General features: G+C 59.4%; 16 protein-coding genes. 8 read left to right on the top strand and 8 right to left on the bottom strand.

The features are described from left to right. Positions 1-270 precede the first annotated feature (270 nt). From F0169_RS14990 to F0169_RS14980, 3 genes are read right to left on the bottom strand one after another with little or no spacing between them, the layout of a single operon-like run. Positions 271-759, bottom strand: a complete 489-nt coding sequence (locus tag F0169_RS14990) for an HIT family protein (protein ID WP_122251830.1) — start codon at positions 757-759, stop codon at positions 271-273. Positions 760-777: 18 nt separating this feature from the next. Next, positions 778-1,245: a copper chaperone PCu(A)C gene (locus tag F0169_RS14985; protein WP_152746950.1), complete on the bottom strand. Its 468-nt coding sequence runs from the start codon at positions 1,243-1,245 to the stop codon at positions 778-780. Further along, entirely contained in the window at positions 1,245-1,853 is a 609-nt protein-coding gene (locus F0169_RS14980; protein ID WP_152746949.1) for an SCO family protein, read from the bottom strand. The genes F0169_RS14985 and F0169_RS14980 overlap by 1 nt, the downstream gene beginning before the upstream one ends. A gap of 192 nt (positions 1,854-2,045) precedes the next feature. Between F0169_RS14980 and F0169_RS14975 the strand changes: the two genes are divergently transcribed. Both F0169_RS14975 and F0169_RS14970 read left to right on the top strand, forming a co-directional pair. Then, positions 2,046-2,429, top strand: coding sequence for a DUF2946 domain-containing protein (locus F0169_RS14975; protein WP_058412642.1), 384 nt, complete (start codon positions 2,046-2,048; stop codon positions 2,427-2,429). A 62-nt stretch (positions 2,430-2,491) separates the two neighbouring features. Continuing rightward, positions 2,492-3,043, top strand: coding sequence for a putative natural product biosynthesis protein (locus F0169_RS14970; RefSeq protein ID WP_152746948.1), 552 nt, complete (start codon positions 2,492-2,494; stop codon positions 3,041-3,043). Between the two features lie 14 nt (positions 3,044-3,057). Here F0169_RS14970 and F0169_RS14965 read toward each other — a convergent pair whose 3' ends face one another. Beyond that, positions 3,058-3,345: a hypothetical protein gene (locus tag F0169_RS14965; RefSeq protein WP_152746947.1), complete on the bottom strand. Its 288-nt coding sequence runs from the start codon at positions 3,343-3,345 to the stop codon at positions 3,058-3,060. 79 nt (positions 3,346-3,424) lie between these two features. Continuing rightward, positions 3,425-3,901, bottom strand: coding sequence for a hemerythrin domain-containing protein (locus tag F0169_RS14960; RefSeq protein WP_058412640.1), 477 nt, complete (start codon positions 3,899-3,901; stop codon positions 3,425-3,427). A 268-nt stretch (positions 3,902-4,169) separates the two neighbouring features. Between F0169_RS14960 and F0169_RS14955 the strand changes: the two genes are divergently transcribed. Next, positions 4,170-4,376, top strand: coding sequence for a PLDc N-terminal domain-containing protein (locus tag F0169_RS14955; RefSeq protein WP_058412639.1), 207 nt, complete (start codon positions 4,170-4,172; stop codon positions 4,374-4,376). Between the two features lie 57 nt (positions 4,377-4,433). Here the strand turns inward: F0169_RS14955 and F0169_RS14950 are convergent, their stop codons facing one another. Beyond that, positions 4,434-4,994, bottom strand: a complete 561-nt coding sequence (locus F0169_RS14950; protein WP_152746946.1) for a type 1 glutamine amidotransferase domain-containing protein — start codon at positions 4,992-4,994, stop codon at positions 4,434-4,436. Positions 4,995-5,208: 214 nt separating this feature from the next. Between F0169_RS14950 and F0169_RS14945 the strand changes: the two genes are divergently transcribed. Genes F0169_RS14945 through F0169_RS14935 form a run of 3 tightly spaced genes read left to right on the top strand, consistent with a single transcriptional unit; the run spans position 5,209 to position 6,596 of the window. After that, positions 5,209-5,433, top strand: a complete 225-nt coding sequence (locus F0169_RS14945; RefSeq protein ID WP_172979450.1) for a hypothetical protein — start codon at positions 5,209-5,211, stop codon at positions 5,431-5,433. Positions 5,434-5,457: 24 nt separating this feature from the next. Then, the gene (locus tag F0169_RS14940; protein ID WP_152746944.1) at positions 5,458-5,862 is read left to right on the top strand and encodes a DNA methylase; all 405 of its coding nucleotides are present in this window, start codon (positions 5,458-5,460) and stop codon (positions 5,860-5,862) included. Continuing rightward, positions 5,859-6,596: a DUF72 domain-containing protein gene (locus F0169_RS14935; protein WP_152746943.1), complete on the top strand. Its 738-nt coding sequence runs from the start codon at positions 5,859-5,861 to the stop codon at positions 6,594-6,596. The genes F0169_RS14940 and F0169_RS14935 overlap by 4 nt, the downstream gene beginning before the upstream one ends. Here F0169_RS14935 and F0169_RS14930 read toward each other — a convergent pair. Then, positions 6,561-7,346: a DeoR/GlpR family DNA-binding transcription regulator gene (locus tag F0169_RS14930; protein ID WP_152746942.1), complete on the bottom strand. Its 786-nt coding sequence runs from the start codon at positions 7,344-7,346 to the stop codon at positions 6,561-6,563. The genes F0169_RS14935 and F0169_RS14930 overlap by 36 nt on opposite strands. A gap of 121 nt (positions 7,347-7,467) precedes the next feature. Between F0169_RS14930 and F0169_RS14925 the strand changes: the two genes are divergently transcribed. Continuing rightward, the gene (locus tag F0169_RS14925) at positions 7,468-8,628 is read left to right on the top strand and encodes an alpha-hydroxy acid oxidase (protein ID WP_152746941.1); all 1,161 of its coding nucleotides are present in this window, start codon (positions 7,468-7,470) and stop codon (positions 8,626-8,628) included. Between the two features lie 192 nt (positions 8,629-8,820). On the opposite strand, the gene F0169_RS14920 is transcribed toward F0169_RS14925, so the two are convergent. Beyond that, complete coding sequence (locus F0169_RS14920; RefSeq protein WP_152746940.1) at positions 8,821-9,747, bottom strand: alpha/beta hydrolase; 927 nt, start codon at positions 9,745-9,747, stop codon at positions 8,821-8,823. A gap of 162 nt (positions 9,748-9,909) precedes the next feature. Between F0169_RS14920 and F0169_RS14915 the strand changes: the two genes are divergently transcribed. Further along, positions 9,910-10,497 (top strand): NUDIX domain-containing protein, encoded by a 588-nt coding sequence (locus tag F0169_RS14915; RefSeq protein ID WP_058412632.1) that lies wholly within the window; start codon positions 9,910-9,912, stop codon positions 10,495-10,497. Positions 10,498-10,503 lie beyond the last annotated feature (6 nt).

Genomic DNA, 10,503 nt, shown 5'->3' with positions numbered 1-10,503 from the left:
TTGGCGTGTGTGCCGAGGTAAAACGTCTATCCGCTGACTCGGCGATTTAGCCCGACACTCGCGCGCCCAACGCAGCCTTCCCAGGGCTCATAGGGTGCCGTCAGCCGAGGTGCAAACCCGACAGGATGTCATCAAACCCACTCGACACCCAATCTTCCAGCCCAACTCGGTCAACTGTGGGAGCGGGCTTGCTCGCGATAGCGCTGTGTCAGTTGAAAAATACTTATCAGACACACCGATCACGCGAGCAGCGCTCCCACAGTTTGATCTTTACCCGGTGCTGAAAGCGCTGCGCAATCGCTCGATAACCTGTTCAACCGGCTCTCCATGGATAACCGGTGGGGTGGCACTCTCGCCAAACTCGCGCCACACAAACAACGTCAGTTCAGCCCCATCGGTCAGCGTTTGCCCGGGTGCCTGCGAGCCAAAGCCTTGCAGCACTCGGTAACGCGCATCCCGCCAAAACGCTTCCTCGACCCAGCCATACACCGGGATGAAATGAAAGTGCAGCGCGAACCCCGGCATATGCCCGTAGCGGCTGACATACAGCCATTTAGGTGCAAGCTGCGCCTCAATCACTTGTTGGGTGTTGGCGAGCAAGCCACCCAGCTCAGCCAGGGCGGCGGCCGGCATATCGGCGAGGGCGTTCGTCGCAGCCTTGGCGCCCAGCATCAGGTAGCCCGGCAGCTTGGACGTCAGGTGATGGTTAAGCCGCCAGTGCTCGGTCTCGTAAAGGATGAAAGCAGGGTCAATCTGCATAAGTGGGGATTGAGCCGCTCAGTGCATCTTGCTGTGGTCCATGCCATCCAGCGCACGGGCCGTGGCGGTGACGTCAACCGACTGCTTCTCGCCCCTGGCGTTTTCCACGGTGAGGCTCAGCGGCACTTTTTCGCCTTCCTTGATCTGGCCGGTCAGGCCCATCAGCATCACGTGGTAACCGTTCGGGTCGAGCTTGACCGCTTTGCCGGCGGGCAGGGCCACCGAGTTCACCGGGCCCATGCGCATCACGTCGTCTTTCATGCTCATTTCATGGATTTGCGCGTCCTTGGCTACCGGCGTCGTCACGCTGACCAGTTTGCTGTCGCTGTCGGCGGTCAGGGTCATGAACGCGCCGCTGGAGGGCTGGCCCTGCACCGTGGCGCGTACCCACGCGTCGCTCACCAGCACTTGGGCACTGGCGTGCGCGGCGAGGCCCAGCAGGGTGAGGCCGAGGGTGAAGCGCTTGAGGCAGTGAACGGCAGTCATTAGCAGACCTCCATGACGGTGAGCAGGTCTTCTGCGCACTCTTTAGCGGTAAGGGATGCCGACAGGCCGAGGCGCAGGTTGCCACGGGTGTCGAAAACGAAACTGGTCGAGGTGTGGGACAAGGTGTAGGTGTCACCGGCGGGGATTTTTTCATAAAAGATCCCGAACTCTTTGGCCGCCACGGCGACTTCTTCCGGGGTGCCGTACAGCGCTTCAAAGCTTGGGTCGAAGGCTTTGACGTAGCGGTCGAGCAGCTCCGGGGTATCGCGCTCGGGGTCGAGGGTGATGAACACCACCTGCATGATCTCGCCATCGCGGCCCATCAGCTTCTTGGCTTGGGCGGCGCGCGCCAGCGTGGTGGGGCACACCGCTGGGCACTGGGTGAACCCGAAGAACACCACTGGCATGAGGCCACGGAACGAGCTCAGGGTGACGGGTTCGCCGTCGGTGTTTTTGAGCTTGAAGGTGCGGCCCATGATCTTGTCACTGAGGTCCTTGCCGTACTTGAAGTTCAGCTTGGGGCTGTAGTCACAGCCGCCCAGCAGGCTGCCAAGGCCCAGCAGGCCCATACCGGTCAGCACTTTGCGGCGGGTGAATAAGGTACTCATCAACTGTGCATCCTGTTAAACGCCTGCATTGCTCTGGTCTACACATCAGGCGTCGAAAACCAGACGTTAAAACGTGGAAACGAGGCGGGCGCACAGTCTACCAACCCTGGCCAGCCCGCGTAATCTGCGACGTTCTGCCGCAGGCAGGGGTGGGGTTTCACCCTCCTGACGCTTCAGTGTAGAGTCGCCGCCATGAAATTGAGCCACCCCAACCGTTCGCTGATCGCCTGGGCCCTGTACCTCTGCGTACTGATGAACCTGTTCGCCTGCGGTTTGGGCCATGGGCAAATGGTGGGCCAGCAGCTCAACGGGATCGGTGGGGCGTTCTGTTCGGTGGACGGTAGCCAAGCGCCAGTTTCCGACAAAGGGTTAGGAAACCCGTCTTCCAGCAACATCTCGAACTACTTTGCCTGCCCGGTGTGCTCCGCGGTGACCGTGGCCATTGTGTTCCTCATCGGCTTGGTCTGGTTACTGAGCCTCGGGCAAACCCCGCGCCCGGCGCACGAGCGGCGCAACAAGGCGCCTCCGCGTTATTCGTGGCCCTCGGCCAACCCTCGCGCTTCCCCCGCATTCTGACGTGTGCCTTGGGCTTCCTGTGATCAGGAGGCGTTCTATCGTCACGACTGTGAGTGCATTGCATGACCCTTCTATTGCCTGCAGGTGCCAAGCACCTGGTCAAGGTGCCCCGTCGCCTGCGCGCGGAACCGGCGCGGCCTGAATACCCGAGTAACTCGCGCTGCTTTGTGCACCTGGATGCACGTTTGTTGCCCTATTGGCACGGCGTGTTCGACATCTGCCCGGCGCTGCTCAAGCTCGACCCGCCCGAGGGTTTGAACCTGTTCCGCAGCTTTATGACCTGGGCCTATCGCAACCAGCCTGCGCCGGATTGGACGTATCACCTGAATGTTTGCCGATGGTTGCTGGCCTCGCCGTACCGCACGCGGATCGACGCTGAGCCTGTCGAAGCGTTCATGGCGGCTGCAGCGGCGAGTTGGGTAAATGCCGATGACAGCCAGGCCCAAGGCATTGTCCTCGCGTGGGGAAACACCCGGCTTTTCGATTGGAAACAGTCGAAGGGCGCCGCGCTGGCCGGCCTCGAACAGCAGGCATTGCCAGCCCCGGCCAGTCAGTTCGCCTGGTGCCCACTGACCGAGCAGGCTGGCTTCAGCGGCTGGTTACCGGTGCCGTAAAATGCGCGCGCACGTTATGGCGCGGGCGTCGCCTTCTTCGGCTTTTTATCGCTGGGCTTGTGGGTTGATGTGCCTGCAGACGGCGCCTTCTGATCCTTCGGTGGCGTGGTGGTCTTTTTGTCACTGTCCGCCGGGCTGCTGGGGTAGGTGCCGGGTGGCAATGCGGAGCCCGCCGCATTGGCACCGCTTACGGCAGTCGCCGAAGGGTTTGGACTATCGCCGAAAGCGGCGAAGGCAGGGCCGCTCAACACAGCTGAAAAACCTACAATCAGTAAAATCCTTTGGGAGCTTCTGGTCTTCATGACGCATTCCCCTGTGCATGGATATTTCATCCGGCCGCACCCAAGCCTGAGTTAGCCTCAGGCTTGGGCTGTGCTGCAATCAAGCCGCCATAGGCTTGCTGGATTGTGCTTTTTTGTGGGCTGCTTTCATCGCTTCCATTTCGGCGCCCAGCTCTTCGAGCAACGCTTTGCCCAAGAGCTTCTTGGCCTGAGGAAACATTTCTTTTTCCTCTTCTTCGATATGGTGTTCCAACAGCTCTTTGACCACTTTTACCCGGCCGGAAAACTCGGTGGTTGAAGGCTCGGTTTGCTTCAGGTCGGGCAGCACCAGAGCGTCAACGGTGCGGTGCTCTTCCTTGGCTTCGTGGTACATGATGTCTTGCTCTTTGCCGCCGGCTTTACGAAAGGCAGGGTAAAGGATCTCTTCCTCAAGCTTGGTGTGCAGGCTGATTTCTGCTTCGAGTTTGGCCAGCAGTTCAGTGCGCTTTTTCACGCCACGTTCGGTGGACTCACTGAGTTGAGTCAACAACGCTTTTACGCGTACATGGTCGGCTTCGAGAAGGTCAATTGCGTTCATGGTGGAGCCTCACGGGTAATAGTCGGCGCGTCGAAGTGCGCGCCTCTTATGCCTGACCTTGCATCAGGTGTACCAAGTCGTGAAGGTGGTTCAAGTCTATTAAAATCAACCCGTTAGCGTGGTGGCTGAACCTGGCATGTCGTGCAGGTTGCACGGGCGGTGTGTACAAGGCGTGCATTACGCCGCCTGAGCGGGTGCGTGAAAATTATTTTAATGAACCCTCAGCCGTAATCATTGACCTAACGCATAGGACCTCAGGAGGTGAATCATGCAAATAGAATATGTCTGGATCGGTTTGGCGGTGATTCTGCTGCTCTTGGAGCTGTGGGCAATCAATGTCGTATTACGCAGCACCGGTGGCTGGGAGACTAAAGGCCTGTGGCTGATTATTCTGATTTTTGTACCGTTGTTCGGGCTGATTGCCTGGGCCATGTTCGGGCCAAAACGCGAGATGCCCGACCAACGCAGAAGCTGAAACAGACACAAAAAAACAGGCGCCCGAGGGCGCCTGTTTTGGTTTAACCGAGTCGCCTCAGCCAGCGACGGCCTCGGCAATCGCCTGGTTGAACGCCGGAATATCATCCGGTGTGCGCGAAGTGATCAGCGTCCAGCCATTTGCCTTGCACGCCTTGACCTCGGCATCTACCCAGTCCGCCGCGCCAGCGTTTACCAAGTCGGTGCGCACGCTTTTATAGGAGGTCAGGGTTTTGCCCTTGATCACGCCGGCATTGATCAACGCCCATGGCCCGTGGCAGATCGCCGCGACGGTTTTGCCGGCCTTGACGAACTCATTGATCAGCTTCAGTGCGGCCGCGTCCAGGCGCAGGGTGTCGGCATTCACGGTGCCGCCGGGAATGACCAGCGCATCAAAGTCTGCGCCGGACAAGTCGGCCAGCTTGGCGTCGGATTCGACGGTGCGGTCCTTCTCGGTGTCGCCGACAAATGTCTGCGTGGTGCCGCCGTCACTGGAGCCGTGGGTCACGGTCGCGCCATAGCCGCGCAGCGCTTCGAGCGGTTTGACCAACTCGTCGCGCTCAATCCCGGTGTTGGACGTGATGATTAAAATTTTCTTGCCGTTAAGGTCTGCACTCATGATCGAGTCTCTCCTGCTGGGTTGATTAAATAAGCGACATGGGAGAATGGAGCGAGTCCGGGCAGCAAAGGTTTAAATTAATTTGCGCTTATTTCTCCGGCGGCTTTCTGCAGCGGCAACCCGCGGCAATTTCCTTGAACTATCGAAAAACGGCGGGCTCTGCTGCATACGTGCCCGCCGTTTTTTGTGGGCCTCAACTGCCAGGAGACACACCGTGACTGATCACCAAACCGCCGACAAAACCCCAGCCCCCATCAGCTCGGAAGACGCTCAAAAGGGCACCGAAAAAGCCGCCAAGGGCCAGACCCTGGAACAGGCCAATCCCAACACTAAAGGCGTCGACAAAGTGCTAACGCCCACCTCGATCAAAGACCTTGAACGCCAGACCGACGCGATCAATCAGCAGGCCGCTGAAGCCGAGCGCAAGTTGGGCCACTGAGCATGGCCAAGTCGATCGTCTGAGTTGGGCATTGAGCTCAAACCCGAAGATGACAGCAGCTTGTTCAAGTGGTTTATCGCCAGCTTCTTGATGGGCAAGCGCATTCAGGCGCCGATCGCCGCGCAGGCGTACAAGGTGATCGTCGAAGAACAAGGCCGCGATACCGCGCGCAAGTTGCAGCACTGCACCTCGCGCGAGCTGGTCAGCATGCTTGGGCGCGCGCATTACGTGCGCTATGACGAAAGCACCGCGCAGCGCTTGCTCGACCTCAGCGCCAAGCTCAACGCCGAGTACGCCGGCAAGATCACCCACATTCGCAGCGCCAGTGCCGACCGTCAGGCATTCGAAAAACGCTTGGGTGAGTTCGACGGCGTCGGGCCTAAAACCATCGAGATCTTTATGCGCGATGCGGCCTCGGTGCTGTTTTGACCGCAGCGCTGTATGTGGGCTGTGCGGGGTGGAGTTTGCCGCGTGAGAACTGGCCGGCATTTGCGCCTGAAGGTACACATTTGCAGCGCTACGCTTCGCGCTTCAATGCGGTGGAAATCAACAGTTCGTTTTACCGGCCGCACCTGGCCAAAACCTACCAACGCTGGGGGCTGTGCGTGCCACCGGCGTTTGCTTTTTCGGTCAAGCTGCCCAAGCGCATCACGCATGAGCTGCGCTTGCAGGGGTGCGAAGCGGCGCTGGAGGAGTTTCTTCAACAGTGCCTGCCATTGGGCGAAAAGCTTGGCTGCCTGTTGGTTCAGCTACCGCCGTCGCTGCGCTACGAAGCCGCTGTCGCCCTGCAGTTTTTTAGCGCATTACGCCAACGTTTTTCCGGTGCCGTGGTGCTTGAACCACGTCACGCCAGTTGGCTTGAAGCCGATGGCGTGTTGCAGCACTTACAGATAGGTCGTGTGGCCGCCGATCCGCCAGCCATCGACGGCGGCGATGCGCCGGCAGGCTGGCAGGGCGTGCGTTATTGGCGCCTGCACGGTACGCCGCGTATCTATCACAGTGCTTATGGCGCGGAACGCGTGCAAGCCTATGCGCGGTTGTTAAGCCAGTCGGTTGACGCAAGTATTCCCACCTGGTGCATTTTTGACAACACCGCCAGCGGCCATGCCGTGGCGGATGCCTTGTACTTACTCGGCCTCGACCCGCAGCACCTGCAAACCTAGCTGCTCATACGCCTCGGCACCCGGCACATGCCACTCGGTGATCAGCGTGTGAATGCGGCTGCACGGCGCCACCACAAAGGGTTCCACCGCGCCGAGTTTGTCCGCCGTGGTCACCGCCACGACTTGCGAGGCGCTGTCGAGCAAGGCTTGCTTGACCGCCACTTCATCGAAGTGCAACGAGCTGATGCCGACGTGCGGATGCAGCGCACACACGCCCATAAACAACAGGTCGGCCTTGATGCTCTGGATCAGGCGCACGGCTTCGTGCCCACTGGTGGACAAGGTGGCGGGGTTGAGTTGGCCACCGGCGAGAATCACCTTCACCTCAGAATGGTCCGCCAGCGCGATGGCGATCATCGGCGATGGCGTCACCACCGTCAGGCGGATCGAACGCGGCAATGACTGGGCAATTTGCAGCGTGGTCGAGCCGGAGTCGAACAGCACGATTTGGCCATCTTCTACCTGCGCCGCCGCCAGCTTTGCCAAGTGACGCTTCACCTCATTGGTTTCGCCGACGCGGGTGAAAAAGTCTTTGCCGGTGTCTTTGGGCCGGGGCAGGGCGCCGCCGTGCACGCGTTGCAACAGGCCGGCGGCGGCGAGTTCAGCCAAGTCGCGGCGAATGGTGTCTTGGGACACGGCAAAGTGCTCCACCAGTTCTGGCGCGGTGACTTTGCCATCGCGTTCCAGCAGCAACAGGATTTTTTGTTTGCGTAACGAGGGCAGGTCGATGGCGTGATGAGTGCTGTGCATGTTTGTGCGTCTTTTTGCAGGTTTTTGCGAGGTTAGTCGCCCGTTCATATAAACGCAATGGCTGGTTGCGCCGTCGATGCGCGGTTACTCTCTAAGGTCAGTTCAGGGAAAGGTGACCCAGATGCCGTTGATCACAACCATCGAAGACTTGCGCAAACTGGCGCAACAGCGTGTTCCAAGGATGTTTTACGATTACGCCGATTCCGGCTCCTGGACTGAAAGCACTTACCGCGCGAATGAAAGCGACTTTGCGCGCATCAAGTTTCGCCAGCGCGTGGCGCGCAATATCGATCAGCGTTCAATTCGCACAAGCATGATTGGCCAGGACATGGCCATGCCGGTAGCGCTGGCGCCCACCGGGCTTGCAGGCATGCAGCATGCCGATGGCGAAATACTCACCGCGCGCGCCGCCGCCGCGTTCGGCCTGCGCTACACCTTGTCGACCATGAGCATCTGTTCGCTGGAGGACATTGCGGAGCACGTCGGCCAGCCGTTCTGGTTTCAGCTGTATGTGATGCGTGACCGCGCGTTTATCGAGCAGTTGATCGAGCGCGCCAAAGCCGCCGGGGTCGACGCGCTGGTGCTGACCCTTGACTTGCAGGTCCTCGGGCAACGCCACAAAGACTTGATCAACGGCTTGTCGGCGCCGCCCAAACTGACCCTGCCGAATATCCTCAACATGATGACCAAGCCGCGTTGGGTGATGGGCATGCTCGGCACCAAGCGCCATGGTTTCGGCAACATCGTCGGGCATGTAAAGGGCGTGGCTGACATGCGTTCGCTGTCATCGTGGACCGCCCAGCAGTTCGACCCGCGCCTGAGCTGGGATGATGTGGAATGGATCAAGAAATGCTGGGGCGGCAAGCTGATTATCAAGGGCATCCTCGACGTGGAAGATGCGCGTCTGGCGGCCAATTCCGGCGCTGATGCGCTGGTGGTCAGCAACCACGGTGGCCGCCAGCTGGACGGCGCACCGTCGAGCATCAGCCAATTGCCGGCGATTGTGCAGGCGGTGGGCAATCAGATTGAAGTGTGGCTCGACGGCGGCATTCGCTCCGGCCAGGACGTACTCAAAGCGGTGGCGCTGGGCGCAACAGGCACGATGATCGGCCGCCCGCACTTGTACGGTTTGGGGGCAATGGGCGAAGCGGGGGTGACCAAGGCCCTTGACATTATCGCCCGCGAGTTGGACGTGTCGATGGCGCTGTGTGGCTATAACGATATACGCAACGTGAATCGCGAGATTTTGCTGCCGGGCACCTTTCCCGAAGGCGTTTACTGAACAAAAAAATCGTAAAAAATTAAAAAGAGTTGTCCACGAAAACCGTGGGTATCTCTGTGGATAACTTTGCCGGACCCCAGCGGGTATGGCGATTTAACCTACGGTTAATATTTGATCAACTTTCGGCGAGGGCCAGTATGGGCAGGGTTTGCGCTTGACAGCCAAGCGCGAACCCAGTGCCGAAAAGCAATTTTATGAGTCGCCGTCGCGGTGTGTGGAGTGTGTCATCACCTGTGCTGGCGTCTTCTCGCGCATCAGGCTGTCCAGCGCCTGAGCATAACCAGGGCCGGCCATGCGCATGCTGTTGTTGTGCGTAGCGCCTGGCACCAGCAGCAAGCGCTTGGGTTGCTGAGCCGCGTCAAACAATTGCTGGCTGAAACGCGGCGGCACGTACTGGTCGTCAAGGCCATGCACGACCAGCAGTGGCATGTGCACGTCGGCGATCTTGTCGATCGAGTCGAATTTTTGCGACAGCAACCAGCGCACCGGCAGTGAGGTATTCGCCACGGCAGCGGCCGCATCCCCCAGCGAAGTAAAGGTGGACTCGATTACCAGCCCACGCACCGGCACCGGCGTTTGTTGGCTCAACTGCGCCGCCAGGTCGATGGCGACCGCGCCACCCAGCGAATGCCCGTAGATCAGGCGTTTGTCCGGGTCGGGTTGCAACACCTGGAAGCGTTCCCAGGCAATGCGGGCGTCTTCATACACCGTGGTTTCCGAAGGCAACTCGCCATGGCTTTGGCCGAAGCCGCGATAGTCGATGGCCAGCACCGAATAGCCCAGCGCGTGCAATTGCTCAATCCGAAACAACTGCCCCGTGAGGTTCCAGCGCACACCGTGCAGGTAGAGGATCGCGGGCGCGTCCTCCTTCTCTGCCGGGTACCACCAGCCGTGCAGGTTTTGCCCGGCTTTGAAACTGGCGGGTTTCAAGTCGAATTCCTGCACACCCGTGGGCAAGCCGGTGTACCAGCCGGCAGTGCCCGGCTCGATGCGAAACACCAGCTCGCGCTCTTTGTGTTGCAGCACGGAGCAGCCGACCGGCATGCCGATAATCAGGATCGCCATGCACAGCAGGGGAAACCAGCGCAGGCCGAGGCGGGAGATAAAACGAGAGGGCATGAAGGTTCCAGTACCAAGATCAAGCACGGGTTTTAACAGATGGCTTAAGGGCGCAGGAATTAATTCGACGGCCGTTCATGCGGATTGCTTGCAAAGTGTTACCAGCTTGACGCTGGCTTCGACGCGAGGACATGCTCCACCTCCCACGTGTAAGGACTCACCATGGACAACAGCCGCGTTCGCATCACCGCCGAAGAAACCCTCTCGGACAGTTGGTATGTTTTAAAAAAATACAGCTTCGACCTGCGCCGTCGCGATGGCAGTTGGCAAGCCCAAACCCGTGAGGTGTATGACCGGGGTAATGGTGCGACGATCCTGTTGTACAACCGTGAGCAGCGCACGGTGCTGCTGATTCGACAGTTTCGTATGCCCACGTTTGTCAACGACTACCCTGGTTACTTGATCGAAGCCGCCGCCGGGCTGCTGGATAACGCCAGCCCTGAAGAGCGTATTCGCCTGGAAGCCGAAGAAGAGACCGGCTACCGCGTTGGGCATGTGGAAAAGATCTATGCGGCGTTCATGAGCCCGGGCTCGGTGACTGAGCGTATTCACTTTTTTATCGGTGAGTATCAAGCGTCTGATCGGGTTGGCTCTGGAGGTGGCTTGGTTGAGGAGGGCGAGGATATAGAGGTGCTGGAGTTGGGTTTTGAGCAGGCACTGGCGATGGTGGCGAGCGGTGAGATTGTTGATGGTAAAACCATTATGTTGTTGCAGCATCTGGAGTTGCGGATGTTGAAGGAGGGCTGGTAGGGGTTC

The sequence above is a fragment of the Pseudomonas kitaguniensis genome (assembly GCF_009296165.1).
Classification (GTDB): Bacteria; Pseudomonadota; Gammaproteobacteria; order Pseudomonadales; family Pseudomonadaceae; genus Aquipseudomonas; species Aquipseudomonas kitaguniensis.
The sequence above is the reverse complement of the archived record's forward strand: the minus strand, read 5'-3'. Positions and strand labels throughout refer to the sequence as shown.

What these genes read in the sequence shown, in the direction of transcription:
- F0169_RS14975 (WP_058412642.1), top strand. Translation starts at nt 2,046, where the DNA reads ATGAAATTGAGCCACCCCAACCGTTCGCTGATCGCCTGGGCCCTGTAC.
- F0169_RS14955 (WP_058412639.1), top strand. Translation starts at nt 4,170, where the DNA reads ATGCAAATAGAATATGTCTGGATCGGTTTGGCGGTGATTCTGCTGCTC.
- F0169_RS14970 (WP_152746948.1), top strand. Translation starts at nt 2,492, where the DNA reads ATGACCCTTCTATTGCCTGCAGGTGCCAAGCACCTGGTCAAGGTGCCC.
- F0169_RS14930 (WP_152746942.1), bottom strand. Translation starts at nt 7,346, where the DNA reads ATGCACAGCACTCATCACGCCATCGACCTGCCCTCGTTACGCAAACAA.
- F0169_RS14920 (WP_152746940.1), bottom strand. Translation starts at nt 9,747, where the DNA reads ATGCCCTCTCGTTTTATCTCCCGCCTCGGCCTGCGCTGGTTTCCCCTG.
- F0169_RS14950 (WP_152746946.1), bottom strand. Translation starts at nt 4,994, where the DNA reads ATGAGTGCAGACCTTAACGGCAAGAAAATTTTAATCATCACGTCCAAC.
- F0169_RS14965 (WP_152746947.1), bottom strand. Translation starts at nt 3,345, where the DNA reads ATGAAGACCAGAAGCTCCCAAAGGATTTTACTGATTGTAGGTTTTTCA.
- F0169_RS14925 (WP_152746941.1), top strand. Translation starts at nt 7,468, where the DNA reads ATGCCGTTGATCACAACCATCGAAGACTTGCGCAAACTGGCGCAACAG.
- F0169_RS14915 (WP_058412632.1), top strand. Translation starts at nt 9,910, where the DNA reads ATGGACAACAGCCGCGTTCGCATCACCGCCGAAGAAACCCTCTCGGAC.
- F0169_RS14985 (WP_152746950.1), bottom strand. Translation starts at nt 1,245, where the DNA reads ATGACTGCCGTTCACTGCCTCAAGCGCTTCACCCTCGGCCTCACCCTG.
- F0169_RS14990 (WP_122251830.1), bottom strand. Translation starts at nt 759, where the DNA reads ATGCAGATTGACCCTGCTTTCATCCTTTACGAGACCGAGCACTGGCGG.
- F0169_RS14960 (WP_058412640.1), bottom strand. Translation starts at nt 3,901, where the DNA reads ATGAACGCAATTGACCTTCTCGAAGCCGACCATGTACGCGTAAAAGCG.
- F0169_RS14980 (WP_152746949.1), bottom strand. Translation starts at nt 1,853, where the DNA reads ATGAGTACCTTATTCACCCGCCGCAAAGTGCTGACCGGTATGGGCCTG.